Origin of the sequence: Proteiniclasticum sp. (genome assembly GCF_032054185.1) — a bacterium.
GTDB lineage: Bacteria > Bacillota > Clostridia > Clostridiales > Clostridiaceae > Proteiniclasticum.
This window is the reverse complement of record NZ_DAMBTF010000010.1, coordinates 1-26,067: the sequence shown is the minus strand read 5'-3', so window position 1 is coordinate 26,067 and position 26,067 is coordinate 1. Positions and strand designations below refer to the sequence as shown.

General features: G+C 44.1%; 22 protein-coding genes and 1 pseudogene. All 23 read right to left on the bottom strand.

The features are described 5' to 3' along the window. Nucleotides 1-24 precede the first annotated feature (24 nt). Nucleotides 25-1,671 carry an iron ABC transporter permease gene (locus RTX25_RS07305; RefSeq protein WP_312652254.1) on the bottom strand — a complete coding sequence of 549 codons (1,647 nt, stop codon included), beginning with the start codon at nucleotides 1,669-1,671 and terminating at the stop codon, nucleotides 25-27. A 1-nt stretch (nucleotide 1,672) separates the two neighbouring features. Further along, on the bottom strand, nucleotides 1,673-2,830 hold the full coding sequence (locus RTX25_RS07300; protein WP_312652252.1) for an ABC transporter ATP-binding protein: 1,158 nt from the start codon (nucleotides 2,828-2,830) through the stop codon (nucleotides 1,673-1,675). A gap of 132 nt (nucleotides 2,831-2,962) precedes the next feature. Continuing rightward, a complete protein-coding gene (locus RTX25_RS07295; RefSeq protein ID WP_312652251.1) occupies nucleotides 2,963-3,742 on the bottom strand; it encodes a helix-turn-helix domain-containing protein in 780 nt (259 codons plus the stop codon). A 14-nt stretch (nucleotides 3,743-3,756) separates the two neighbouring features. Continuing rightward, nucleotides 3,757-5,460, bottom strand: a complete 1,704-nt coding sequence (locus tag RTX25_RS07290) for a histidine kinase (RefSeq protein WP_312652250.1) — start codon at nucleotides 5,458-5,460, stop codon at nucleotides 3,757-3,759. Nucleotides 5,461-5,859: 399 nt separating this feature from the next. After that, the gene (locus RTX25_RS07285) at nucleotides 5,860-6,903 is read right to left on the bottom strand and encodes a type II TA system antitoxin MqsA family protein (RefSeq protein WP_312652248.1); all 1,044 of its coding nucleotides are present in this window, start codon (nucleotides 6,901-6,903) and stop codon (nucleotides 5,860-5,862) included. 737 nt (nucleotides 6,904-7,640) lie between these two features. Then, nucleotides 7,641-8,495, bottom strand: coding sequence for a MurR/RpiR family transcriptional regulator (locus RTX25_RS07280; RefSeq protein WP_312652246.1), 855 nt, complete (start codon nucleotides 8,493-8,495; stop codon nucleotides 7,641-7,643). A gap of 38 nt (nucleotides 8,496-8,533) precedes the next feature. Next, nucleotides 8,534-9,226 carry an N-acetylmannosamine-6-phosphate 2-epimerase gene (locus RTX25_RS07275; RefSeq protein ID WP_312652244.1) on the bottom strand — a complete coding sequence of 231 codons (693 nt, stop codon included), beginning with the start codon at nucleotides 9,224-9,226 and terminating at the stop codon, nucleotides 8,534-8,536. Between the two features lie 327 nt (nucleotides 9,227-9,553). After that, a complete protein-coding gene (locus RTX25_RS07270; protein WP_312652423.1) occupies nucleotides 9,554-10,084 on the bottom strand; it encodes a glucose PTS transporter subunit EIIB in 531 nt (176 codons plus the stop codon). A 27-nt stretch (nucleotides 10,085-10,111) separates the two neighbouring features. After that, nucleotides 10,112-11,080, bottom strand: a pseudogene (locus RTX25_RS07265) (PTS transporter subunit EIIC); the annotation flags it as partial. A 394-nt stretch (nucleotides 11,081-11,474) separates the two neighbouring features. Continuing rightward, nucleotides 11,475-12,191 carry an NAD(P)H-dependent oxidoreductase gene (locus RTX25_RS07260; protein ID WP_312652242.1) on the bottom strand — a complete coding sequence of 239 codons (717 nt, stop codon included), beginning with the start codon at nucleotides 12,189-12,191 and terminating at the stop codon, nucleotides 11,475-11,477. A 241-nt stretch (nucleotides 12,192-12,432) separates the two neighbouring features. Further along, the gene (gene pcp, locus RTX25_RS07255; protein WP_312652240.1) at nucleotides 12,433-13,077 is read right to left on the bottom strand and encodes a pyroglutamyl-peptidase I; all 645 of its coding nucleotides are present in this window, start codon (nucleotides 13,075-13,077) and stop codon (nucleotides 12,433-12,435) included. A 300-nt stretch (nucleotides 13,078-13,377) separates the two neighbouring features. Beyond that, entirely contained in the window at nucleotides 13,378-13,830 is a 453-nt protein-coding gene (rpiB, locus tag RTX25_RS07250; RefSeq protein WP_312652238.1) for a ribose 5-phosphate isomerase B, read from the bottom strand. 50 nt (nucleotides 13,831-13,880) lie between these two features. Next, entirely contained in the window at nucleotides 13,881-14,069 is a 189-nt protein-coding gene (locus RTX25_RS07245) for a PfkB family carbohydrate kinase (RefSeq protein WP_312652236.1), read from the bottom strand. A gap of 22 nt (nucleotides 14,070-14,091) precedes the next feature. Next, nucleotides 14,092-15,111 (bottom strand): LacI family DNA-binding transcriptional regulator, encoded by a 1,020-nt coding sequence (locus tag RTX25_RS07240; protein ID WP_312652233.1) that lies wholly within the window; start codon nucleotides 15,109-15,111, stop codon nucleotides 14,092-14,094. Nucleotides 15,112-15,544: 433 nt separating this feature from the next. After that, complete coding sequence (gene manA, locus RTX25_RS07235) at nucleotides 15,545-16,474, bottom strand: mannose-6-phosphate isomerase, class I (protein WP_312652232.1); 930 nt, start codon at nucleotides 16,472-16,474, stop codon at nucleotides 15,545-15,547. An 89-nt stretch (nucleotides 16,475-16,563) separates the two neighbouring features. Beyond that, the gene (locus RTX25_RS07230; protein ID WP_312652231.1) at nucleotides 16,564-17,514 is read right to left on the bottom strand and encodes an ROK family protein; all 951 of its coding nucleotides are present in this window, start codon (nucleotides 17,512-17,514) and stop codon (nucleotides 16,564-16,566) included. Continuing rightward, nucleotides 17,511-18,167 (bottom strand): SIS domain-containing protein, encoded by a 657-nt coding sequence (locus RTX25_RS07225; protein WP_312652229.1) that lies wholly within the window; start codon nucleotides 18,165-18,167, stop codon nucleotides 17,511-17,513. Before RTX25_RS07225 ends, RTX25_RS07230 begins: the two co-directional genes overlap by 4 nt. A gap of 67 nt (nucleotides 18,168-18,234) precedes the next feature. Next, nucleotides 18,235-19,167 (bottom strand): ABC transporter substrate-binding protein, encoded by a 933-nt coding sequence (locus tag RTX25_RS07220; RefSeq protein WP_312652227.1) that lies wholly within the window; start codon nucleotides 19,165-19,167, stop codon nucleotides 18,235-18,237. 64 nt (nucleotides 19,168-19,231) lie between these two features. Next, nucleotides 19,232-20,254 (bottom strand): ABC transporter permease, encoded by a 1,023-nt coding sequence (locus RTX25_RS07215; protein ID WP_312652226.1) that lies wholly within the window; start codon nucleotides 20,252-20,254, stop codon nucleotides 19,232-19,234. A gap of 12 nt (nucleotides 20,255-20,266) precedes the next feature. Further along, entirely contained in the window at nucleotides 20,267-21,784 is a 1,518-nt protein-coding gene (locus RTX25_RS07210) for a sugar ABC transporter ATP-binding protein (protein ID WP_312652224.1), read from the bottom strand. Between the two features lie 127 nt (nucleotides 21,785-21,911). Continuing rightward, on the bottom strand, nucleotides 21,912-23,360 hold the full coding sequence (locus RTX25_RS07205; protein WP_312652222.1) for an ATP-binding cassette domain-containing protein: 1,449 nt from the start codon (nucleotides 23,358-23,360) through the stop codon (nucleotides 21,912-21,914). Next, a complete protein-coding gene (locus RTX25_RS07200; protein WP_312652220.1) occupies nucleotides 23,353-24,375 on the bottom strand; it encodes a histidine kinase in 1,023 nt (340 codons plus the stop codon). Before RTX25_RS07200 ends, RTX25_RS07205 begins: the two co-directional genes overlap by 8 nt. Before the next feature lie 9 nt (nucleotides 24,376-24,384). Further along, the gene (locus RTX25_RS07195; protein ID WP_312652218.1) at nucleotides 24,385-25,998 is read right to left on the bottom strand and encodes a response regulator; all 1,614 of its coding nucleotides are present in this window, start codon (nucleotides 25,996-25,998) and stop codon (nucleotides 24,385-24,387) included. Nucleotides 25,999-26,067: the final 69 nt, after the last annotated feature.

Sequence of the window (26,067 nt, the reverse complement as noted above, 5' to 3'; positions counted from 1 at the left end):
TCATCCGATCAATATCAGTAATAGCTACAGTCTGACATCTTCGATTTTTGTAAGCTTCAGATAGATGGCCAGACAGATGACAGTAAAGATTGTGGTGATGGTCGCAAATACCGCCGCAACACCATAGGTGCCGTTATTGATGGCAGCATATGTGCTTAGGGTAAGGGTGATGGTCCTGTTGTTATACAGAATGACACCCGAGGACATCTCTGTGATGACAGAAACCCAGCTGAGAACCGCTCCGGATATGATTCCGGAAGACATCATAGGTATGGTGAGCTTCGTGAATGTCGTGAACTTTGAAGCGCCGAGACTGAGCGCGGCTTCTTCGATGCTTTCCGAGATCTTCATCATGGCGGCGGTCGCCGACCTGCTGGTAAACGGCATTCGCCGGATGGCCAGTGCAGTGACCATGATCATCATCGTTCCAGTCAGATAGAATGGACTGCTGCTGAATGAGATAATGAGCGCGATACCGATGACGCCTCCCGGCATGATGTAAGGCATCATGGAGATGACATCTATGGCGTTGTTCATGAGATTGCTTCGTCTGACCACGAGGTAGGCAATAAGCACTGCGATGATGATGATGACGATCAGCGTCACAAAACTGATGGACAGTGTATTCCCTATGGAGCGGAAAAGATTCTTCTCCATGGCCTTCTGGTAGTTGATGAGGGAATAGCCAGGCCTTAGTATGCTGTTGTTGTAGTTTCTGAAGGACATATTGATGACATACAGCTGAGGCAGCATGGCGATGGAAACCAGGAAGTAGGTGAATAAATGCATCAGTATGCCTCTTATTCCCTTTGTCTCCTTAGGCTGTACAGGATGAAGTGCACTGATGGTGAACTTGAACCTGTTTGTACTTACCTTCTGGATGATGAAGATCACAGCAGTTACGATGACTGCAATGACACTGATGGCTGCTGCAAAGTGATAGTCGGCACCGTTTTCTCCAAGATACTGATTATAGATCAGTACTGGAAATGTCGAGTAGCCTCTGCCGATGAGTACCGGTGTACCGAAATCCGCGAAGGATCTCATGAATACCAGAAGCGCTGCTGCCAGGATAGTCGGCATCGTGAGACTCATGATGACTTTGAAGAATCTCTTTATGCCGCTGCAGTTCATGCTTTCGGCAGCTTCAAGGAGCGAGTTGTCGATGTCTCTGAACGCACCGTTCATGTAGATGACCACCAGCGGAAACAGCTTAAGGGACTGTACAAGAACAATTCCGCCGAATCCGTAGATGGAGAAGTTCGGAAGTCCGAAGGACTTCAGAAACGTTGTGATGAGTCCCGAGTTCCCCATAAGGAGGATCCATGAGTAGGCTCCGATAAATGGAGCAGACATGGTGGATAAAAGCACCAGGACAAACAGAAGCTTCTTTCCCTTCATCTTGAAAAAGGAATAGAAGTAGGAAAAAGGAATGCCCAGGAGCAGACTCACAAAGGTTACGGTCAGTGCGATTTTAGCACTGTTGAAAATGGATGTGTAATAGTATGATTTCGAGAAAAATTTTCTGAATGCATCCAGTGTGAACTTTCCATCACTGAATACCGACTCTCTCAGAAGATTGATCAGAGGATAGATGAGAAAGACGGCAAACAGGATGAGTAGTCCTATGGAGACAAAGGTCCATACATCGATTTTTTTTCTGGTCCTCATGCTACTGCACCTCCAGACCACCCCTGACTTCTCCAGGGAGATCCAGGCTATGGGAAATTCCGGTCATAAGGCTAAGACCGGTTTCCTTATCGAAAACATTGATCTTTTCCATATTGAGGGTCAGCTTGACCTTGGTTCCAGGTGCGATGATGGAATCGATTTTGGATTCCTGTACGATCTCCGCTTCTTCTCCGGTTTCAAGCCTTACGAAGTAGTGGGTGTTGTATCCGAGAAATACGCTGTCTTTGATGACCGCTTCAATTCCTCCAAGATTCTCTCCGTCATGTTCAAGGTTCACCAGGAGCTCTTCCGGTCTTGCGGAGATGATGATGTCTCTGTTTTTCATTTCTTCCTCACGGATGAATGGTGTATCCACGCGGTAGCTGTTGTTATATACGATCTGGCATCTGCCGTTCTCGATAGAAAGCTTTGCGTTTAGGAGATTCGACTTGCCGATGAAGGTTGCCACAAAGACATCTGTAGGTCTCTGGTAGATGCTCTGAGGGGTGCCGCAGTGGCGGATGACGCCTTCCTTCATAACAGCGATTCGGTCTGAGATGGCCATGGCCTCTTCCTGATCATGAGTGACATAGATCGTGGTGATGCCTACATCCTTCTGGATGTCCTTGATGACCGTTCTCATTTCCACTCGAAGCTTGGCGTCAAGGTTTGAAAGTGGTTCATCCATAAGAAGCACATCCGGCTTTATGACCAGCGCTCTTGCAAGCGCAACTCTCTGCTGCTGACCGCCTGAAAGCTTGTCCGGCATTCTGTCCGCATACTGGTCCACGTGGACGAGCTTCAGGAACTTATCTGTTTCTGTACGGATTTCTTCCTTTCCAGCCGATTTCTGTTTCAGTCCGAACTCCACATTCTTTCTTACGGACATATTAGGGAATATCGCATAGTTCTGGAACACCATACCGATGTTTCTTTTTCCCGGCTCGAGATCGTTTACTCTTTTATCGTTGAATAAAAAATCTCCACCCTCTATACTGTTGAATCCCGCTATCATTCTTAATAGTGTCGTCTTGCCGCATCCCGATGGTCCGAGCAGTGTGAAAAGCTCGCCGTTTCTGATGTCTATGGACAGATCTGGAATGATGGTGATCTCTCCATATCTCTTTGTCGCATTCTTCACTGTTATTCTTACGCTCATAATATCCTCCATAATCTCTTCATCTGTTACTTTACCCTTAGTTTACCAACGTCGTGAAACCGTTTAAACCGAATATCCGATACAAAAAGAGAAAAAACCAAACAAAACGCTGTTTGGCTTTCATCAGGACGTTTAATGGATTTTGGCCAGATACTCCCTGGGGCTGAGGCCCACATACTTTCTGAATACCGACCCGAAGTACTTGTAGTCGCTGATTCCGCATTTCCAGGAAATCTCCTGGATGGTCATCTCCTTCTCTTTCACCAGAAGCTCGATGGCTTTCTGGATCCGGTAGCGGTTCAGGTATTCGTTGAACGTTGTGCCTACAGTCTCTTTAAACTTCCGGTTGAGATAGGTTTCGCTGTAGTTGAACTTTTCGATGACATCTCTCATGACGATTTTCTTGTCGTAGTTTTCAAAAATGAACTGAAGCATCTGGTCGACAATGTCATTGTCATAATGGACATCATAGGAATCACTGAAAAGATCGATGCTCTTCAGCTCATTTGTTCCCATGATGTTCTTCTGGACGAGCTCTCTCAGCATGATGTCTTTCTTGGCCTTCAGGATGACTTCCTTGAGCTCATCGATATCAAGCGGTTTTGAAAGATAGCCGAGAACGCCAAGCTCTATAGCCTTCTGGGCATATTCGAAGCTGGAATAGCCTGAAAGAATGATGGCCGAGTAGTCGTTTGTCTCATGGGTCTTCTCGAACATCTCAAGCCCGGCCATGATGGGCATATTGATGTCTGCGATGACGATTTCCGGGGCATATTTCTTTATGGCGTCTATACCTTCCACACCGTTTTTGACATCAGCCACCACCGAGCAGCCAAGCTCCGCCCAGTTGATGCTGTATACAAGTCCCTTTCTTATGATGTCTTCATCTTCTGCGATGACGATTTTATACATGCTTTTCCTCCCATTTAAGATAAAAGTTCTGGTAGAGATTCCGCCAGGTCACCCTGATAGATTTTAAGGGTGATCTGGAGTCCCTTATCCTCATTGTTTCTGATCTTCATTTCGCTTTTCTCTGAATATTTCAGTTTCAGTCTCCTGTATATATTGTAGAGACCGTTTGATCTGGTATTGTTTGAAGCCTCATTTAAGGTTTTATAAAGAGCTTCTATCTCCTCCTCACCCATACCCGGACCGTTGTCCTTTATGATGAGATAGAGATAATCCCCTTCTCTGTATCCTCTGATCCTGATTTCAAGGTCCATGGCATCCATGAATCCGTACTTGATGCTGTTTTCGATGAGCGGCTGAAGAATGAGCTTCGGCACGATGGAGGTTCTGCAGTCCTCATCGATGTCGATGAGGCAGCTTAATCTGTCGCTGAACCTTGATTTCTGGATGGAGAGATAATCCTCGATGAACTGCATGTCTTCATCAAGCATCACATCTCTCTTGGTGTTGTTGATGCTGTATCTCAGAACCTTCGTGAGCTGTATAATGAGTTTCCCTGCCTGGTCCTTATCGAAGATCAGAAGATTTCTGATGATCTCCAGAGTGTTGTAGAGAAAATGCGGGTTGATCTGCGCCGTGAGGTGGTTGATCTCGATGGTGCTGTTCAGTTTAAGAAGCTCGGTATTTCTGTCATTGAGGCTTGTTATGGTGCTCAGCATATTGTTGATCTGATGGGCGACATCTTCAAACTCATCCTTCGTGTCCATGACGATGCGGTGGGACTGATCATACTTTCTGATGATCCTGATCTCACTCACGAGCTTACTGATGGACTGGGTGTTCTTCTCCGCCATGGTTTCGGATATCCGGTTTGCGAGGTTGTACCAGAGCATTCCGATGATGAGGATGACCACAAGTCCGATAAGGATTTCGGGGTTTTTAGGGTAAGGAACCAGAGCGTAGATCTTTACTCCGTATTCCGGCAGATCTTCATATTTCAGCCAGTATCTTTCCTCTCCGATATAGGTGATTTTAGCCTTGCTGATGCTGAACTTGTAGTTGCTGTTTAGAAGACTGGGCTTGTTGTAGAAGATGACATTGTTCCGCTGATCGGTCACCACCCCATTGAAGTTGTAATGGGACATATAGTAGCTCCAGTCATCTCCCAGGAGAAACAGCGTGATGTAGCCTGTCAGTTCTCCTTCTTCATTATGTATGGGTTTCACCATCATAAGATCCGAATAACCCTCACTGTCGTTGTAGACAGAAGTATAGACTTCATTTTCTCCGATATTCCTTGCATTGTAGCTGACCGCATTGTTGTAGCTGTAATGATAGGTGGAGATTCTGCTGATGTTGTATGTCGTGTACTCGATATTGAAATTTTCATCCATGATGATGACATCTGTGGAAATGTTCCTGCCCAGGTTCTGCCTGTAGAGAAGGTTCTGAAATTCTTCCATACTTTCTCCGTTTTCGGCAATCTGCCCATAGAGTCTTTGGGCTTCTTTATCCAGAAGAAAGCTGCGGTTTGCATCATAGGTTTCCTTGAAAGTGTTTCTGATATGGATGAGGCTTTCATCTGCAGCGTATTCATTCTTGATGAAAGTTGCCGATAAAAGGGCAAACACAAATAATGCCGATACCTTGATCAGCATGGTGATGATTTCCTTGATGACGGATTTTTTCATTTCCTGCTTGAACTGTCCTGTGTTTTCCATCTGATCTCCTCACATGAAGCGATTACCCATTCAGAATGCTCATCCGGTATTACGCCCAGGTTTCACTTTTCATTCACTTTTCATTCATAATCTATCCTATCACAAAAATGATTTAATTCCAGTTCTCTGTACTTACAAACTAATCGTTTCTATGACAATATAATATGATTTCACCTCTTTGGTATGATGAAACTGTATGACAAGTAAGGATTGTCTCTTTATAATATAAGGGTTGAACCGCAATTTGAATTTTGATGAGAAAAAACCCCATATAATCGGATGATTATTGACTCCGACCATTTGGGGTGCTAGACCTAAATCATTTTACGGTTGCTGATTCATTGAGCATTAATACTCGTATCGGATATAAAAAGCGGGATACTAGTTATGCTCTCTCATTCACCTTAATTCTCTCAGATCTTTTGCGATTTCATAAGATATCAATTTATACGGATCCACTTCTCTGTATGCTCTCTCTTTATGCATATATTCCACGATTTCTTTCGCTTTATGGTTTTTGAACCATGAAACAATGAGATTCAGAACACTGATTTCTTCCTTCGTAAACTCCGATTCATCAATATTCTTATTTGAAACAATTTTATAAGCAATATCGCAGCTCAAAATCTCTTCTTCCACTTTGATTCCCGGGAGAGTAATGATTTCCTCATAAGCAAGTGGTAATGCACCATATGTCATATGCTTATACACTAGACCGGTCATCGAACTGCCGTATCTTCTGTAATAAAGAACATCTGCATACCACAACAGCTTCATGAGCTTAACCTTATATAAGTAGTTGATGTGATTTGCAAAGTACCCCATAATCATTGAGAGTTTATCTAGATCCAGCAGTTTATTGCCGTTATATTCGCTTTCAACATTAAATGCTGCATAGACACTTTCTATCTCCTGTAATTTAAGATACTGGATGCCTGCAGCATTTATTCGCTCCACAATCTTAGATCGTATCTTTTCATATTTTTCCTGTGTAAACTTATCCTTGTGTTTCTCTAAATTCTGCAATATAAAGAGAGGATGATCATAAGCCATTCTCATTAACCGGTCATATGTTTCGTCCTGAATCGTTTTACTTTCATACCTTGTAACAGTAACCTCACCCCAACCAAGCAGATTCGAAAAATCACTTTGTGTCAGGCCATAACTCTTTCTGATCTCTGCAATCTTAAATGACGGCAGCAGCCCTTTTTGTACCCTATATGCATCTCTAGCTTTCAGCAGATTCTCATCCATCATTTTTGCCGGGACAAACTCATTATCTTCCTCATCTGTAATTGGACACAAAAGAATAATCTCATCATAATCAACGTTAACGCCTTTAACAATACCTTCAGTGTGCCTCATTCTCATTTCTAATTCATGCTTTTTATCGCAAACAGGGCAATCCATCTGAATTTTCTTCAGTAAATTTCCTTCATTCATGCATTACACCCCTTTCTTTATTCTTAATATTTAATTTTCCATTTATATTTTGTCACACAGGGTATTTTACACTTTTGAATATTTCTATTCTTATCGGCTTATATCGTTATATCTGATGATTTCTTTTCTCAATTTTCCCTGCCTATTTATAAGGGAGATCTATACGAATCGGAATTTCGAGCAAAATGAAATAAAACGCAGAAAACCTTTCTCTTTATAGAATCTCTTATCTTCACTTTAATATAAACATCTCTGCAGCTGATTGTCCGGGTAAATGCGTAAAATGGAGGCAGGCTCTGATTCTTATCATCAATAATTGTCTCCATATAATCCTCTGTTTCAAGCGACATCAGCTGGTGAGCTACGTCTGCTCTGTCAAAATCCAGTGATAGAAGAGTATTTACTGTGGTGTACGGATCCGTTGATACCTCATTCTTTTTTCTGAGGAGTATATCCAGATCTGAATCCACTTTAAAATCCGGATGAGATATTATTGCTTTAAGTTCTGAAAAAACAACTTTACTTCTTCTTCAGTCGAGATAACATTTTGCTTCACTGTACACCTCATTTGCATTGATTGTAAACTATCAATTGATAGTAGTCAACAAGAGGTGTAACTATTTCCATGTATTTTCGAAATCATTTATTCGTAATTGATTATTTCTGTTCTAGTAAAAGTTAAGCCCATCAGAATGCAGATGAGATTACATCTACGGCCTGATGGGCTCTTTAAAATCTTAATATAGTTTACTGAGTACCGACTGCAGTGTCTGTTCCTTATTCCCCTCACTCTTCTCATAGTTCATGAGGAAGAACCGGGTATAGAGAATATCCATGAGATAAAGCTGAGCAACCTTTGCTGTTGTGGATCCGCCCTGAAGGGGTCCTTCCACGGCTCCTGTAAGGAGCACCACATCCGCATATTCAGTCAGGGGTGATTTCTGATAACGGGTGATGGCGATGATCTTCGCTCCGGCTTTTTTCGCCTGTGCTGCGACATCTATGGTATCCCTTGTCTCTCCCGAGAAGGAGATGATCACTGCAACTTCCTTTTCATTCATCAGTGCTGCAGTCATTGCCTGTAGATGAGAATCAAAGGTGGCACTGGTCTTGCTTGTGATTCTCAGAAACTTGATGTGACCCTCCAGGGCTGTGGTGTAGGATGAACCTACGCCGAAGAACCTGATATGATCGGCTTCAATCATCATTTCTGCAGCCTGTTTAAGTTCGTCGTAATTGATCAGACTAAAGGTGTCTTCTATAGCTGAAAGATTGGCATTTCTGACCTTCTCTGCAATCAGTTCCATGCTGTCTTCTTTATGGATATCACTGTAGATCTTCTGGCTGGTCTTGTCCTCGCTTGTGCTGTTGGCGATGGCGATCTTGAAGTCCTGATAGCCGCTGAGGCCTAGAGTCTTGCAGAACCTGAAGATGCTGGCTTCACCTACGCCGAGTTCATCCGAAAGCTCAGTGATGGACATGTACATGACCTTGTCGCGGGTCTTCAGGGTATAGTCCGCTATTTTCTTTTCTGATTTCGTGAAAGTATTGTATAAGGTCTCAATGGTGGAATAGATATCGCTAAGTTTCATCCCTTACACCTCCATACTCTACTTTATCATACCTCAGTTTATTTTTTCACTGCATCAATGAATTTTTTCGTGATTTCCATCGGCCTTGTTATGGCAGACCCGACAACTGCAGAGAATACGCCTGAGTCCATGACAGCCTTCAGTTCCTGCGGAGTGGATATTCCACCTTCGGCGATCAGGGGTGTTTCAATCTTCTCAAGGATCTCTTTGATGAGATCAAGATCCGGAAGCTGTCTGTCTCTTGTGTAGGAAGTATACCCAGATAGGGTCGTTCCGACAAAGTCAAAGCCAAGCCTTGAAGCTTCCTTTGCTTCAGCAAAGGTTGAGCAGTCCGCCATGAAGAGCTGATCGGGATATTTTTCTCTGATGACCGGAAAGAGCTCTGTAATGGTTAAGCCGTCTGGTCTCATTCTTTCGGTGGCGTCAAGGGCGATGATGTCCACCCCTTCTTCCATGAGTTCATCGATTTCTTTCATGGTCGGTGTGATGAACACTTCATTTTCTCCGTAAACCTTCTTGATGATCCCGATGATGGGAAGATCGACGGTAGTCCTGATTTCTCTGATGTCCACCACGCTGTTGGCTCTGATGCCTTTCGCTCCGCCAAGATATGCGGCGAGGGCCATCCTGCCCATGATGAAAGGACTATGGAGCGGTTCTTCAGGAAGTGCCTGACAGGATACAATGACCTCTCCTCTGATGGCTTCCATGATTTCTTCTTTATTTCTCATATATTCTGCTTTAATAAGCTGCCTCCCTTTTTCATAGACTGATCTATGATTTCTCTCTCTATGTTTGTCATTTGTTATGTTTTTGTTCCATTCTTTTAAAATAAATGATACTGCTTCCTGTGCCTCATGAACTCAAACCATAAGTTAAAGCTCTGATTCATGCAGCCTGCCTTCGAAAGAGACGGAACGCTCTTCTGTTATTAGAAGGTCTGTCTCCTTTAAGATCTAACTGGAGCATCTTTCAGAGCTGAAATCTGATCTTATAATTCATGATGCTCCTAGGGGAAATCACTCAATGCAGTTATGCATTGAGTGATGAATGAAAAGCTATCTGACTTTATTGATTTCGTTCTTCAGAATTTCAGCCAGCGCGCCATAGACTACCTGAACGCCCTTACCTTTTCTGAATACGCCTTTGGCTTTCAGCTGATTCTTCCAGGTCGCATCATCTGCCACCTTTTCCACGTCCTTGACGGTGACCCTCAGTCTTGTGATGCATGCATCCACTTCAACAAGGTTCTCTCTTCCACCAAGAGCGGTGATGACTTCTTCAATGTCCATCTCTTTCATGAGGGCATCTTTCTTGGTGTAGAGCTTGACTTCATCCTGGTCGCCTCTACCTGGTGTCTTAAGGTTGAACTTAAGAATCAGCGTCTTGAATACCCAGTAGTAGATGAGTGCTGTAGGAATACCCAGGATCAGGATCCAGATGAAGTTTGTCTTGTCATTTCCCTGGATGAGTCCAAAGAGTGTGAAGTCGATGATTCCTCTTGAGAAGGTGACACCTACTGCTACATCCAGCACATAGAGAATCGCATAGGATAGTCCCTCAAGGATGGCATGGATTCCGTAAAGCATTGGAGCAACGAAGAGGAAAGTGAATTCTATAGGCTCTGTGATTCCTGTAAGGAATGATGTGAGCGCTGCAGAGAACAGAAGTCCTCCGACCAGCTTCTTGTTCTTTGAATCAGCTGTTCTATACATAGCAAGTGCCGCTGCAGGAAGACCGAACATCATAGGCAGGTAACCGCCTGTGAAGAACTTGGTGCCTTCTGCGCTGAACCTTACGGTTTCAGGATCTGCAAGCTGTGCAAAGAAGATGTTCTGTCCACCCTGGATGAGTTTTCCGGCAACTTCCATTTCTCCACCGAGGGAGGTGAACCAGAAGAGCGGATAGATCGCATGGTGCAGACCGAAGATGTTCAGAAGTCTCATGAAGAATCCGTAGAAGAAGATACCCACTGGACCTGTTCTTCCGAAGAACTCTGCAAAGGTTGAAATCCCCAGGTGTACATATGGCCAGATGAACGGAATGATGGCTCCGATGATGCTTGCCGCAAGTACGCTGATGATCGGAATGAATCTTACACCGGCGAAGAAGGAAAGCGCTTCGGGAAGCTTCTTGTCATAGTATCGGTTAGCTAAGATCTAAACAACGATACCGATGATGATTCCGCCGAGAACACCGATACGAACAGAGAACATACCAAGCTCATACCCGTAGACATTGGCCTGCTTGGCAGCTTCCACCGCATTCATGCCCTGTCCGATGAAATAGTCGACAGATGTGGTTTCCGGATTATGTCCCATAAACCCTAATATCTTTCCGATGACCGAGTGCATGACGACAAATCCGATGGCAGCTGAAAGTCCTGTTGCACCTTTTTCCTGCAAGGCAAGCCCTGAAGCGATACCCACTGCGAAGATCAGCGGCAGATTACCGAAGATGACGTTACCGATGGTCGCCATGGTGCTCAGAATATAGTTGAGGATTGTTCCGTCTCCCAGAAGCCACTCAAGACCGTAAGTTTCAATCATGAGGGTGTTGGTAAAGGCAGCACCGACGCCAAGCATGATACCGGCGATCGGAAGAACGGCGATGGGAATCATAAAGGATTTCCCTAGACGCTGTAGTTTCTCAAACATGAATAATACCTCCTAAAAAATATAATAGTAATCAGTACATGGGGTTATGAAACCATTTTCTTTATCCCTAAGGAGAATGTACCATGTCCGAATTCCGATTTCAATAGATTTTGGAAATTATTTCCAAAAATATTTTAAATTGTGGAAATTTCTATCATATTCATATAATGCACTGTATCGGAGAATCAGGTGCATTCCGCGAATTGCCTGGATATTAAGGGTTTTGGGTATCACAAAAGCCCGGGTTCATATTTTCATAAGAACCCGAGCTTTCCATTTTCATCCAAGGATTATTCTGTCTGATAGGGATTTAGAGTGGCGATTATGAAGTGATCTGTCTCTTCCAGGGTCTTTCCTTTTCGAGCCACAGATTGTTTTCCCAGTGCGCCTTATCAACCTTGTTCCAGGTATTGGAACTGTGCATTTTTCTCATGATATTGAAGAGAACCCAGGTCTTTATTCCCGGTCGTGATTTCTCAGAAGTTCTGCGGATCTTAAATGCTGTCTCATCCACTTCCTGAATGATCTTTTTCATGATTTTCTCTGAGACATCATCCCAGCTGCTTGCATTCACATTGAATTTAAGGCTGTGAATCTTCGGTATTCCCCACCAGAACAGCTGCCTCCTTATGGACTGGACAACGCTTTTCCCTCCTGCACCTGCAGCGGTGGTCACGACAACGCCTGTTTTTGTAAACATCTCTCCCTGTGGCCTATGGGACATCCACATATAACCGAAATGATCAAAAAGTGATTTCAGCTGACCGGTCATCTCGAAGCAGTACGTCGGTGAGTCAACGATGATGATTTGAGACCTAAGCATCGCTTCACTGATTCTTTTCACCTTTTCACTCTCCGGGCAGTACTCTTCCCCTTTGAAAATACATTGAAAACAGCCCACACAGAATCCAGGTGAATCTTTTGGGAGATAGAACTCATGAACAACCGTATCGTCGTGAGAAATCCTGTTTTTCAGCATCTCTGTAATATGATAAGTGCTTCCTTTATGAACCTGACCATGAATGACTGTGATTTCCATTTCTCTTACCCCTTTGTCTCATGAATAGAACTGTTTCACCACTATTATAGTTATAGCAGTTTCATCACAAGGATTCAATTGGTTACGGACCACGGACAAATATTTAACAATTAATATATATCTATAACGCTGACTCATTTCTTAGATGAAATTGCCCAACAAAAGACAGCATTAAAAAGGCTCAGCGCATCACATGGAATGGCTGAGCCTCAAAATTAGACACACTCTTTTATGCTCTGTCTCAATCCGTCTTACCTCCCACAGAAGTAATATCCTTCTCATTCTCTACGACTGCACGAACTGCCGCTTCCAGTGCTCTTGCGATGTCGATGGTCGACATGGAAGGAGCCGGAGTCGCCCTTTTGGATACCTGTTCCGGAGTGAATGGCACATGGATAAATCCTGCCCGGATATTCTTATCCATTCTGGATACTGTATAGAGCACCCCGTACATGATATGGTTACAGACAAAGGTTCCTGCCGAGTTCGACAGAGATGAAGGCAGACCTTCGAGGCGTATGGCTTCTACCATTGCTTTGACGGGAAGAGTCGAAAAATAAGCCGGCGCGCCATCTTCATAGATGGGCGTATCGATGGGTTGATTTCCCTCATTGTCCGGAATTCTGGCATCGTCTACATTGATCGCTACACGCTCAGGGGTGACTTCGGATCGTCCTCCTGCCTGCCCTACACAGAGGACTGCGTCAGGATGTTCTTTTCTAATCGCCTCTACTGTCTTTTCTATGGATCTACCGAATACTGTGGGTATCTCGAGCTTTATGATTTCAGCCCCGGAAATACGATCTCTCATCAGCTTTACGGCTTCCAGTGCAGGATTGATGGATTCTCCATCAAAGGGATCAAATGCGGTGACCAGTATTTTCATGGTGATTTCCTCCTCTGTCTTCTTTATGCAGCATTATGCCCTACAATCATAAGTTCATAAGAACAATCAGGCTTCATACATTAATTCGATGATAGCATACTTCATCCTTGCCACCAAGTAGTCAGCGATGCTTACCTTGTCAAAGACTGTTCTAGGATTGAGACAGTATAAACATGGACACTAACATAAAACCGCTCTCCTGTCATTGTAGTTTCTGTCTGTATCCATTATATAGAAAAGAAGAGTGCAGCCGATCTTAATATCCGGCTGAACTCTTCAGTTTTAAAGACGGTTACCCATTTACTTTGCGGTGAACCTCTTTTCTATCTCTGTTATTCTATCCACCTTGGCGGTGGATCCTCCACCGGAGAAATCGGATTCCAGCCAGATATCCACAAGATACTTGGCAAGTTCCACGCCGATCACTCTTTCGCCCATGGTCATGATCTGGCAGTTGTTGCTTTTTCTTGACCTTTCTGTGGAGTAAGGATCATGGCAGACGGCCGCTCTTATTCCTGGCACCTTGTTTGCTGTGATGGCCATTCCGATGCCTGTTCCGCAGAACAGTATGCCTCTTTCATAATCGCCTTTTGCCACTGCATCTGCGACGGTATAGGCAACATCGGGATATAGAACCACATCGCCCTTCTTCGATCCGAAGTCGAAGAATTCTATCCCCTTCCCTTCCAGATGTTTCATGATCTCCACTTTCAGTCCGTATGCCGCTTCGTCGCATCCTATTGCTATTTTCATTTGTATCCTCCATCTTCTGTTCTATATTTTTTTCTGTTTTTTCTATTCATTCAATCTTCTCCGACAGCGCCGATCATGGATACATCTCCGCCAAGCTTTGCCACCGCATCTGCCTGATTTGCTCCTTTTCCTCCCGGAATCTGTCTGAATCCGTTGCCCAGAACCGTTTCTCCTGGCCTTGGAATATGTTCTGCCTGGATGACCAGGTCCATATTCAGGCTGCCAACCACAATAATCACGTGCGATTCCTCCTTCTCATTTCTAAATTGAATTTCTCTCTGTAATTTCCGTATCCAGCATCACAATACTGTGATCCGTTTTTTCCGTTCCTTTTCCAGCCTGTTTTTCTCTTAAGTGCTGTATGAGTATATTCACTGCCTGATAGCCCATTTCATAGTTCGGCTGTTTTACGGTTGTCAGCTCAGGTTCCACCATCTGGGACATATAGATGTCATCAAACCCCATGATGCCTATGTCTTCGGGAACTCTAAATCCGCTTCTCAGAACTTCTTTCATGGCACCGATGGCGATGAGATCATTTCCGCAGAAGACTGCATCAAAATCGGTTTCCTCCTGAAAGAGTTCTTCTATGCCTTTCTTTCCCCACTCAGCGCGGTACTGGCCGTATTTGACTAAAGCTTCATCGAAGGAGATGTTTTTCTCCATCAGTGCTTCTTTGTATCCTCTCAGTCTGTCCATGGCTGTTTTGATCTTCAGTGAGCCGGATAGGTATGCTATTTTTCTGTAGCCTTTTTCCACCATATAGGTGATGGCATTGAATGCGGCATCCCTGTTGTTCACCAGCACTTTCCCCTCTACATTCTTCGAATCGAAGTCTCTGTCGATGAGGATTATGGGTATCTGGCATCTTTCCAGAACATCACTCAGTCTTTCACTGTTTGAGGAATGGGCAATGATGATCCCATCGACCATCTTGCTTGTGAGTGACTCGATATATTTTTCTTCGACCTCGATTTTATCGTCTGTATTGCAGAAGATGATGCTGTAGCCTTCTTCGTTCGCCCGGTCTTCTGCACCTCGTGCAATTCCGGGGAAGAACGGATTCGTGATGTCAGGCAGAATCAGACCGATGATTCCGGTTTTTCTCGTGACAAGACTTCCTGCCATGGCATTTGGGATATAGTTGTATTTCTTCATGGCGTCTTTCACTCTTTGCCTGGTCGCTTCTGTGATGTGCTTGTCTTTTTCATTGAGCACCAGTGACACTGTGGCAATGGATACGCCTGCTTCTTTTGCGATGTCTTTGATCGTTATCTTCATATTATTTTCTCCGAAAAATTTAGTTAAACGTTTTACTAACTTTTATACGATTATTATAGATTTAAAATCCGAAAATCTCAATAGAGTTGAAAACATTTACAAATCTGATATTTTTTAAGGTTCATTCTTTTAAAATATTATTATTCATGGGTGAATACGGTAACATTATTATGGAAATCTGATTTCATATGGAAAATATGACGTCTATCCTCTAACCGGGGGAAGTGTAGATCCTCTTTATTCCATGAGTATCAGGAAATGGTCCGAACAGGATTGGCAGTTTAATGATGACGTGCTGAAAGCACAGATAAACTATACAATGTTTACCTGTGCTTTCTTACTTAAAGCTTCCGCTAAGTATTCGAATGTGTATTAAGATGACATATACTCCTAAAGGGACTTACTACGTTACATAGTCAATAAGTTCATCTGATTAAATCCATGAAACCATCATTTCAAGATTGCCTTCAAACTTCACCTTCTTACATGCAGAGGTCAGGATGAAGTGATCACCTTTTATCATCGGAATACCGTTGACGTTTCCTTGACCGCCCAGAACACTCACCAGCTTGTATTCTTCTATCTCCTTAACTGCCTCTCCCTCTGTGATCCACTTTTCAACAGTGAAGTAAGACGATGAGACATATCTGGTTCTGGTCATATTTTCTTCTTTAAAAGTTTCAGGCACAATGCTGTTTCCTTTATGGGGAACGCTCAGCACTTTCTTCGCCTCCTCCATATGGAGTTCTCTTTTCTGTCCTTTGTCATCCATTCGGTCATAGTCGTATACCCTGTAAGTGACATCTGAGGACTGCTGGGTTTCAAGGACAAGTGTACCCTTGCAGAGTGCATGTATGGTTCCGCTGGGCACATAGAAAAAGTCGCCTGGCCTGATCTTTACGCTCTCAAGAAGATTATCCCATTCTCCTTCATCCATCATTCTGCTCAGTTCATCTTTTGTTTCTGCTGTATGTCCATAAATCATCCTGGCATCTTCTTCGCAGTCGATGATGTACCAGCATTCTGTTTTTCCTAGAGCGTTCTCCTCTCTCCTTGCATACTCATCATCTGGATGAACCTGTACACTGAGATCCTCTTTAGCATCGAGAATCTTGGTCAGGAGTGGAAAGACAGAAGATTTTGCGCCTCCGAAGAGCTCCGGGTGATCCTTATAGACTTCCGAGAGATGCTTCCCTCTAAGTGGTCCGTTTGTCACCTCACAGTCTCCGTTCTTGTGCGCGGAAATCGCCCAGCATTCTCCAGTGGACTCGGTTGGGATATCGTAACCGAAATAATCTCTAAGCTTTGTGCCTCCCCAGATTCTCTCCTGGAAGACAGGTTTCAGTTTCAGTATTTCCTGCATTCTTTACCTCATTTCCGATTCATTGAATCAGGTGTTTTCTCTTAACCATTATAGTACTTCAGTCACATGTTTCAAAGCTCACGATTAATTTACTCACCTAAGGCTGCAGCAACTGCCCCATAATCTCCGATGGCTTCACCAAGAGATGATGGAAGGATTTTCAGATTCTTCCTTGAGTAAATAATCGCTTCCTTCTCCAGTTCTTTCATCATCTCTTCTTTCATGAGGTGTCCTGATCTTTTATAGATGGATCCGGCAACGATCATTTCCGGGTTGAGAAGATCAACGATTATGGCGAGTCCTCTGCCGAAGTAGCGTCCCGAGATACGGAATATCTCTTTGGCATCTTCATGTCCGTTTTCTGCAGCCAAGGCCACGTCCTTTGCAGTGATATTCTCCAGTTCATCTTTCAGGTATGAGACTGTTCTCCCGCTTTTCCGCTCTTCTTCCGCCTTTTTCTTTGCAAGCTGTGCGATTCCTTCACCGCTGCAGTATCCTTCGAAACTTCCTCTTTTCCCATATCCCATGGGTCCGTCCTCCGTCAGTCTGATATGGCCTGCTTCTCCTGCCATATTATCTGCTCCTCTATAGAGCTTTCCGTTAAGAATAAGCCCTGCGCCAAGTCCAGTTCCGAATGTCAGAAAAACCATATGCTGTGTTCCTCTTCCTGCACCATATTTCCACTCTGCAAGTGCACAGGCATCCGCATCATTCTGAAGCCTCGCTTTTGCCTTGAACTGCTCTTCAAGATACTTCACAACGGGTACTTCATCCCATCCCGGAAGATTGGGCGGAGACAGTATCAGGCCTCTTTCCGCGTACAGTGGCCCCCCACAGGAAACACCGATCTGAAGAGGTTCATTTGCGAGTCCTTTTGAAGAAATCATCTCTTTCGCTTTCATGGAAAGCTCATCTAGAACACTCCTCCAGTCACTTTCTGTCTTCATCTCATATCTGCCCAGAAAATCTATAGTCTCCCCTTTAACTTCCGCCAGAATCACAGCACTTTTGGTGCCTCCTATATCAAATCCGAGAATCATTCCTCATCCTCCCCGAAGATCTCATATTCCAGTGCTCTGCAGAAGAGATGATAGATCGGCAGATGGAGTTCCTGTACGAGGTAGGTCTCTTTTTCCGGTACATTGAGAAGAACATCAGCATAGTCCTTCAGATGTCCGCCTGTTTCTCCTGTCATGGCGATGATGCTCATGCCTCTCACCTTTGCCGTCATTGCCGCATAGTTTACATTTTTTGCGTTTCCGGATGTGGATAGGGCAATGAGAATATCCCTTTCGTTACCGTATCCCAGAACTTCCTGGGCGAAGGAAAGCTCAGGGGCGGCATCATTGGCATATGCACTCAGAAATCCCGTCTGAGAAACCAGAGAGATGGCCGGAATGGATCCCTGAAGATGCTTCACAAGATACTCTCCGTCCACGCCATAGGTGCCGATCAGATCTTCAGCCACCTTTCCTTTCACAGGTCTTCTGATGTAGAACTCCTTCAGGAGTTCACCGGCAATATGCTCACTGTCTGCAGCGCTTCCACCGTTTCCGCATACAAGAATCTTTCCCCCTTCAGTTATGCTGGCAACACTTAGGCTCACAGCTTCTTTCATTGAGTTATGCAGAAACCTCATCTGCGGCCATTTATCAAAAAACGTATCCATAAGTGCGATGGTATATTCTTTCATGACATACTCCTCTCGTTCTATGAAAAAAGGGGCTACATTTCTGCAAGCCCCAGTTCCACTACTTCTGTTATTTTACAGCAGCTGCATCGATTACGGATACGCCTGTGTCTACTGCAGTTTCAGTGATTTCTTCGCCTTTAAGCGCCTTCACTGCAACCTTCATTCCTTCATAACCCATGACATCAGGGTTCTGAGCCATCGTACAAAGAAGTTCTCCTGACTTGATCAGTTCAAGAATCGTATCTGATTTGTCAAAACCGACGCCTACAACTTCTCCGCCTGCTTCTTTGATTGCATTTCCTGCTCCAACAGTGGATCCTTCATTGGCACCGAATACGCCTACAACACCTTCAGTGATATAGTTTGCTGCGATGTCCTTGGATTTTGCGGCATCACCGTCTCCATACTGAGTTTCAAGAATTTCAAATCCTTTTCCTTCGAAAGCGGCTCTGAAACCTTTTTCTCTTGCTACTGTGGAGGCTGTGGAAGCATTTACATTAACGATACCGATTTTACCGGAAGTCACACCGTTCGAGTCTAAAGCTTTCAGCATTTCTTCTCCAGCGGTTTTTCCGGCAGCTTCATTGTCTGTAGCTAAAGTGGCAACAGCCGGATAATCAGCAGGTGAGTCAACATACACAATCTTAACGCCTGCATCTTCAGCTTCCTTAAGTGCAGCAGTTACTGCATCGGGTCCGTTAGCTGCCAGCATAATCGCATCTGCACCACCGGCAACAGCATTGTTGATGCTTTCAATCTGCTTCGCATCATCCTTCACGTCAGGTGCCAGCCAGGTATACTCTACATTTCCAAGTTCGTCAGCTGCTTTCTTCGCTCCGCCATCTACTGTCACCCAGTGCTGGTCCATCTGATCCATGGTGATGAGATACACTTTGTACTTGTCGCCGCTTGCTGATGGTTCATCCGCATTGCTGCATCCGGCAAAAACTGTGAGGCCTAGGGCTAGTGTCATCATTGAGGCAATAATTTTCTTTAACAATTTAGGTCCCCCTTTAATTTATGATTTTTATTTCAGGCATTACGCCATTCATAACGAAGTGTGATTATCCTGCGACTTTAAGCCGTTCTCTCTTTTTGGCTTTGTTCTGATTGGACCTCACTATGATATCCAGAAGAACAGAAACAACGACTATGATTCCGATGACGATATTTCTTATGGCAACTGGTGCGCCTGCAAACTGAAGACCATTCTGAAGTACACCCCAGATCGAAGCACCGACAACCGTACCCAGAAGAATTCCCTGACCGCCGAGTGTGGATACGCCACCGATAACAGATGCGGCAACTGCATACATTTCATAACCTGTTCCGGCATCCATGGTGCCCATACCGCTTGTAGCGGTCTGGATCAGTCCTACACTGCTTGCGCAGAAGGCACTGACAAGATAGGCTTTGGTCGTTGTGGAGACGATGTTCACACCGGAGAGATGAGCTGCGCTGATGTTGCTTCCTATGGCATAGATATGCCTTCCGGTTCTGGTCTTGCTCAGAATGAAGTTGAAGATGAGCCAGATGACCAGTGCAATCCATATGGTATTGAATAACCCGAAGGTTCTGCCGTAGTAGAAGAAATTTCTGAATCCTTCTGCTGCCTGCCCGATCGAATCCGTATTATAATTGTTGTTGACGATCTGAGCGACTCCTCTTGCAATGGTCATGGTACCCAGGGTCGCGATGAACGGCGGCAGCTTCGCTTTTGAGATCAGCTGTCCGTTGAACAGTCCGATGAGCTGGGCTGAAAGAAGAGTAATCCCTACAGATATCCATGGATTGACACCCATAGACATGAGCTTTGCCGAAATCATTGCACTCATCCCGATGACCGATCCGATGGAAAGGTCGATGTTTCCGGTAATGAGCACATAAGACTGACCGATTCCGATGATGATGATCGGTGCAATCTGTCTCATCAGATTGGACACATTCTTAGGTGAGAAGAAGGTGGGGTTCAGTATTCCGAATACAATAATCAGTGCAATAAGACCTATGGTTACGGTAACCACCTGCCCCATTCCGCGTATGGCCATGATTTTTTTGATTTTTTCATTGTTCCTTATGGATTCCATAATTTCCCCCTTCTATACAACCCGCTGATCTTCGATTTTCTTTTCAAACTGTGTTGCGTATTTTAAAATCACATCTTGTGTGGCTTCTGTGATGTCCAGTTCCTTTGTAATTCTTCCATCACACATAACGATGATCCGGTCACTGATGCCCAGGATTTCAGGAAGCTCTGATGAAACAAACAGTACCCCTATACCTGCTTCTTTCAGTTTGTTCATGAGGTTGTAGATTTCCACTTTTGCTGCCACATCAATTCCTCTTGTGGGTTCATCGAAAATCACCACTCGTGAATTTCTGGCCAGCCATTTACCGACTACGACTTTCTGCTGATTTCCTCCAGATAGACTGCCTGCATCGACAGAAACATTGGCGAGCCTTATTTTCAGACTCTTTACGGTATTCAAGGTCATTTCTTTTTCTTTCTTTCTCGAAACCAGACCATATTTATTGGTCAGGAGATCCAGATTCGGAAGTGCGATGTTATCGGTAATACTGAGCTTCGTGCAAAGTCCGTCTTTTTTGCGGTCCTCTGGGGCCAGTACAAGTCCATGTTTTATCGCATCTCTTGGTTTCTGTATGATGATTTCCTTACCGTCCAGTATGATCGTTCCGGAATCCATGGGGTCTGCTCCGAAGAGCGCTCTTGTTGTTTCCGTTCTTCCTGCACCCATAAGACCCGCAATGCCTACGATTTCACCCTCATAAATATTGAAGCTGATGTCTCTGACCATATGGCCTGCATTCAGTTTTTTCACCTGAAGGATTTCCTTGCCTTTTTCTCTCGTGATTCTCGGGAATTTTTCATGGATTTCTCTCCCAACCATAAGCGAGATGATCTCGTGAAGGGTGGTGTCCTTGAAGTCCATGCTGCGGATATATTCTCCATCTCGAAGGATCATGACCCGATCTACGATATACTTCAGTTCATCCAGTTTATGGGAGATGTAGATGATTCCTCTTCCTTCCGCTTTCAGCTTTCGTATGATTTCAAAAAGATCGCTGATTTCCTTGGAGGTAAGCGCTGAGGTCGGTTCGTCCATAATCAGCACTTTGCAGTCGGTAGCCAGGGCTTTCGCAATTTCCACCATCTGCTGTTTGGAGACGGAAAGATTGCCTACAACTTCATCCGGATCGATCCTGATGTTCAGCTCGGCAAGTATCCTGCTTGCTTCTTCCTTCATCTTTCTGTCTGACATGATGCCTCTGTGGGTCTCTTCCCTGCCGAGAAAGATATTCTGATAGACGGTGAGATGTGGACACATATTCAGTTCCTGATGGATTATGGAGACGCCCATCTCCTGAGCTTTCAGAGGATTCATATCCTCCACTTCTTCTCCGAAGACTTTTACCGTCCCTGCATCTTTTGTATATACACCGCTTAGAATTTTCATGAGGGTAGATTTGCCTGCTCCGTTTTCGCCTAAAAGCGCAAGAACTTCTCCTGGCTTCAGGTTGAAGTCTACATTGTGGAGCGCCCGTACTCCTGGAAAACTCTTATTTATTCCTTTCATCTCAACAATATAGTTCTCCATAAAAAACCCCCTAATTCAATGTCCGTATCCTGTTACAACAAGTCTATCATAACGATTACATTGTCATAGGGGATAAAATCATGAATTAAGGGGTCAATATTACGATGTTTAAGAGATCATCCTATATTTAACGCTCAAACCGGTAAAAGTCCTCTTTAAGATACTCTCGGATGAAGGAACCTTTCTCGATGGTCAGCAGTCTGTCTGATACAGACAAGGAATCCTGTATGCTGACAGCGAGGATCACGACTGTGATGCCCTTCTTTCTCAGAATATTGATGAGGGTGATGATATATGCCCGAAGGTACATATCGGCATTGGAGAAGGGCTGGATGAGGAACACGATCTTCGGACTGAACAGGTGAATTCTGTGGTACACAAGAGAGTAGCTGCTTCTTGTTCCCACATCTTTCATGTATTTCCGATCCAGATCACTGCCTAGGTATCCGAAGTATTCCTTATGAATGCTCTTTCGCGTTCTTCTTGGCATAAGACTTCTGTGCAGTTTCCGGTCAAGGAGAAAAATCAGATTGTCAAAGTAGCTCATGTCCTTGAATATCATGGATTCCTTAGGATTTTCTTCAATAATGGCAATCTCCTTTTCGATGAAATCTTCACCATTTCTGTATATAAGGGGCTCACCGCAGTAAAGCACAGTTCCCTCCTCGGGAGTTTTATTGCCTTTCACAAGATAAAGAATCTCATCAATGGAATAATTGTCGATATCAAGGATGGTGACACATTCTCCCTGTCTGATCTTAAGGGATAGATGTTCAAGAGGCCCGGAAGATGCATTCTTGAATTCCAGTATGCCCGATGGACCTTCTTCGCTCTCACTAAGATAGGGATGGTCAAAGGATATGATGTAAGGAAGAATGTTTTCGTTCTGAAAAGATTCTTCTTCCAGAATCTTCACCACTCTTCCGTCTTCCATCAGAGCGATTCTCCTGCAGATTTTGAAGGCTTCCTCATGATGGTTTGCGATATAGAGAAAGGACACCTTGTCTTTTTCCGCAAAATAACGCATGAGCGCATGAAATTTCTGAAGCTCAGTTGTACTCAGGTAACTGGATATCTCATTGATGATGATGAGGGATGTTTCGCTTTTGACATATTTGACGAGCTCGATGACACTTCTTTCAAAGCTGTCCAGCTGCATAACAAGATCATCTGCGTGGATACGGATATCGAATTCCTTCAGCAGACTTTTTGTCTCTTCATACAGTTTTCTGCTGCTGATGATGTTTTCACGGTAGTTTCTCGAAAGGACAAAGATATTGTCTGCTACAGTGAGATCTTCAACCAGTCTTGTATGCACATCGATGATCTCCACTTTGTTAATGGCGAGATTGCTGTGCTCGTAATAGTTGACCAGTTCTCCATCGAGATAGATTCTCCCCATATCAAGAGGTGAATTCTGAGTGAGCAGACTCATCAGCTCTTTTATGCCATGGGAGTTCAGGGGAATCAGTCCAAGAACTTCTCCTTTGTAGATATTGAAGTGGATATTATCCAGCCTGAGAATCCCATCCACCTTTTTGGTGACGTGTTCCACCCTAAGCACTTCTTCAATCATCTTTAGTGTCCCCCTCAACTGCAGGGAGCGTCACTTCCACATCGGTTCCGGCATTTTTTCTGCTATATACATAAATACCATACTCATCTCCAAAAATCAGCTTGATTCTGTTGTTGACATTGACAAGCGCTATTCCACCTCTCTTGTCGTAGTCATCCTTCAGGTACTCAAGTGTCGTGCCGTTTAGTCTCTGATTCAGTTCATAAAGCTGGTCTGCATCCATACCCAGTCCATCATCGGATATGGTGATGATCATTCTGTCCTGGGTCAGGACGAGATGGATGCGGATGTTCCCTTTTCCGATTTTTCTCTCTACACCATGAAAGATCGAGTTCTCCAGTATAGGCTGCAGGGTGAGTTTAGGCAGCCTCATTTTCAGGATCTTTTCCTGATCTCCTTTAAACGTAACGGCAAGTGCGAGTCGGTCCCCAAAACGGAACTGCTGGATTTTATAGTAGTTTTCGATATTTGCCAGTTCTTCTTCCAAGGTGACCAGCTTCTCCAGATTTGAGATGGTGTACCTGAAAAAGGTGCCCAGCGCTTCTGTCATCTCCGCTACACTGTCTGCACCTTCGATGAGCGCCTCGCTTCTTATTCCTTCAAGGGTATTATACAGAAAATGAGGATTGATCTGATTCTGAAGCGCCAGATACTCAGCATGCTTTTTGGTGGAGTTGATCAGTTCTCTCGTATTCATGAGTTCTCCGAACTTCAGTATGGCATCTTCCTGTTCCTTACTGTAGGGAACTCTGATTTCATAGATCCCTTTAAGGATGTACCCTTCTGAAAAAAGAGACAGGGTCTTATTGGTTTCTCTCATGGGCCGAAGAACATAGATGTCTGTATAGTACAAAAGTATTCCGGATAGAATCAGATAAAAGAAGAAGGGTATGAATGAGCGGCTCTTCAGGGCATAGATAAAAATGGTGATCAGCATAAGACCAAGGAGGAAATAGAGCGCACAAAACAGAAACATCCCTCTATTGACAAGGTATCCTTTCTTCTGGTTGATCATGCTGTCCTCCTAAGCGTAGATTTTCCTGTATTCGTTGGGCTTCAGTCCTGTTCTTCTGATGAATGAGCGGGTAAAGTATTTCACGTCAGTGTAACCGACCATTTCACAGATGTCTGCAATTCTCAGGTCCTTTTCTTTTAACAGTTCTTTGGCACTGTTCATCCTGATTTCTGAGAGATGCTCGATAAAGGTGACTCCAGTCTCTTTTTTGAACAGTGCACTGAAATAGTTTGAGCTGAAGCCCACTTTCTGGCTGACTTCATCAAGGGAAAGATTGTTCATGTAGTGATCTTCCATATACTTTTTCGCTTCTCTTATGGGTCCTGAGAGCATCTCTTTCTTGTTGATGATGACCTCAGTCATGGATTGAAGAATCTTGTTCTCCAGTGCAATGAAGATTTCTTCCAGACTTTGTACGTGTTTTATACCTGCTTCGAACCTGTCCATGAGGATGCTGCTTTCCGCGAGAGAAAACTTGTTCTTCAGCATGGTAAAGCTGTAGAGATTGCAGATCTCTTTTGCCAGATGGATGACCTCATGTCCTGTGACCTTCTCCTCTTCCCTTATCCTGTCTTTAAGATCTCTGAGAAGCCTTCGGGTACCTTCAAGATCCAGCATGGATACGTGTTTCTCGAAGGACAAAAAGAACTCATGCACGATATCGCGTCTCAGAAATTCACCGGACTCCAGCTGTTCTCTATAGTACACCTTTCCGGCACCCCCGATATAGCTTTCTTCAAGAGCAAGCATCGCTGACTCAAAAGAATGGAGAATACCCCCCAGGTTATCTGTAATATGCCCCAGGCCTAGGGTCACGGTTCTGTTCTGGTATTCAGGGATGCTTTTCTTGAAGAGCTCAATCAGGTCTTTCTCCCGTTTCAAATACTCTTCTTTCTTCTCTTCTGGAAACTGCAGGAGGAGTATCGTATACTGATCTTCCTGATAGATCTCATGGTCGATAAGGTTGTAGCCTTTGAAAGCTTCATCCAGTACGATTGTTATTGTATCCTCAAGAATTTCTTTTTCTTCGGTAGATGTACTCCCTTTAAAATCGGTTTTCATGACCAGAATCTGACTGCAGCGGTTGTCCATATTAAACCCGGACTGATCGGAAAAAAGCTCAGTTCCGCTCATCTCTTCAGGCGTATCTCCTGCCATCAGGGCCTGCATAAACTGTATTCTTCTTCTTTCATTCTCGCTTCTTATACGCATTTCTTTCAGATCAGATGATGCTATCCTGTCTTTGTTATTTCTGATTTTATCACCCAGTTTGAGTAGCGTATCAGTAAGTTCTGTCTTTTGGATGGGTTTCAGTAGATAGTCACTTACGCCAAACTTTATGGCTTTCTGTGCATATTCAAACTGCCCGTAACCGCTTATGATGATAAACTCAAGATCTTTCTTCAGTTCTTTCGCCTTCTCGATCAGTTCCAGACCATCATAACCTGGCATTCTGATATCGGTAATAATGAGATCCGGCTGATGTTTTTCTATAAGTTCCAATGCTTCTATTCCATTATGTGCTGCAGCCAAGACTTCCATGTCCACTTCTTCCCAGGCAACGAGTTTCATGATCAGTCTGCATACACGTTCTTCATCATCTGCTATGATTACCTTCAGCATAATTACCTCCTAATTGTTTTAGCTAATTTCAAATGACTTAAAGTTGATGGAGTTGCCTGTCCGTAAATT

What these genes read in the sequence shown, in the direction of transcription:
- RTX25_RS07305 (WP_312652254.1), bottom strand. Translation starts at nt 1,671, where the DNA reads ATGAGGACCAGAAAAAAAATCGATGTATGGACCTTTGTCTCCATAGGA.
- RTX25_RS07300 (WP_312652252.1), bottom strand. Translation starts at nt 2,830, where the DNA reads ATGAGCGTAAGAATAACAGTGAAGAATGCGACAAAGAGATATGGAGAG.
- RTX25_RS07295 (WP_312652251.1), bottom strand. Translation starts at nt 3,742, where the DNA reads ATGTATAAAATCGTCATCGCAGAAGATGAAGACATCATAAGAAAGGGA.
- RTX25_RS07290 (WP_312652250.1), bottom strand. Translation starts at nt 5,460, where the DNA reads ATGGAAAACACAGGACAGTTCAAGCAGGAAATGAAAAAATCCGTCATC.
- RTX25_RS07285 (WP_312652248.1), bottom strand. Translation starts at nt 6,903, where the DNA reads ATGAATGAAGGAAATTTACTGAAGAAAATTCAGATGGATTGCCCTGTT.
- RTX25_RS07280 (WP_312652246.1), bottom strand. Translation starts at nt 8,495, where the DNA reads ATGAAACTTAGCGATATCTATTCCACCATTGAGACCTTATACAATACT.
- RTX25_RS07275 (WP_312652244.1), bottom strand. Translation starts at nt 9,226, where the DNA reads ATGAGAAATAAAGAAGAAATCATGGAAGCCATCAGAGGAGAGGTCATT.
- RTX25_RS07270 (WP_312652423.1), bottom strand. Translation starts at nt 10,084, where the DNA reads ATGCTTTACGGAATCCATGCCATCCTTGAGGGACTATCCTATGCGATT.
- RTX25_RS07260 (WP_312652242.1), bottom strand. Translation starts at nt 12,191, where the DNA reads ATGGAAATCACAGTCATTCATGGTCAGGTTCATAAAGGAAGCACTTAT.
- pcp (WP_312652240.1), bottom strand. Translation starts at nt 13,077, where the DNA reads ATGAAAATACTGGTCACCGCATTTGATCCCTTTGATGGAGAATCCATC.
- rpiB (WP_312652238.1), bottom strand. Translation starts at nt 13,830, where the DNA reads ATGAAAATAGCAATAGGATGCGACGAAGCGGCATACGGACTGAAAGTG.
- RTX25_RS07240 (WP_312652233.1), bottom strand. Translation starts at nt 15,111, where the DNA reads ATGAAGATAACGATCAAAGACATCGCAAAAGAAGCAGGCGTATCCATT.
- manA (WP_312652232.1), bottom strand. Translation starts at nt 16,474, where the DNA reads ATGCAGGAAATACTGAAACTGAAACCTGTCTTCCAGGAGAGAATCTGG.
- RTX25_RS07230 (WP_312652231.1), bottom strand. Translation starts at nt 17,514, where the DNA reads ATGATTCTCGGATTTGATATAGGAGGCACCAAAAGTGCTGTGATTCTG.
- RTX25_RS07225 (WP_312652229.1), bottom strand. Translation starts at nt 18,167, where the DNA reads ATGAAAGAATATACCATCGCACTTATGGATACGTTTTTTGATAAATGG.
- RTX25_RS07215 (WP_312652226.1), bottom strand. Translation starts at nt 20,254, where the DNA reads ATGGAATCCATAAGGAACAATGAAAAAATCAAAAAAATCATGGCCATA.
- RTX25_RS07210 (WP_312652224.1), bottom strand. Translation starts at nt 21,784, where the DNA reads ATGGAGAACTATATTGTTGAGATGAAAGGAATAAATAAGAGTTTTCCA.
- RTX25_RS07205 (WP_312652222.1), bottom strand. Translation starts at nt 23,360, where the DNA reads ATGATTGAAGAAGTGCTTAGGGTGGAACACGTCACCAAAAAGGTGGAT.
- RTX25_RS07200 (WP_312652220.1), bottom strand. Translation starts at nt 24,375, where the DNA reads ATGATCAACCAGAAGAAAGGATACCTTGTCAATAGAGGGATGTTTCTG.
- RTX25_RS07195 (WP_312652218.1), bottom strand. Translation starts at nt 25,998, where the DNA reads ATGCTGAAGGTAATCATAGCAGATGATGAAGAACGTGTATGCAGACTG.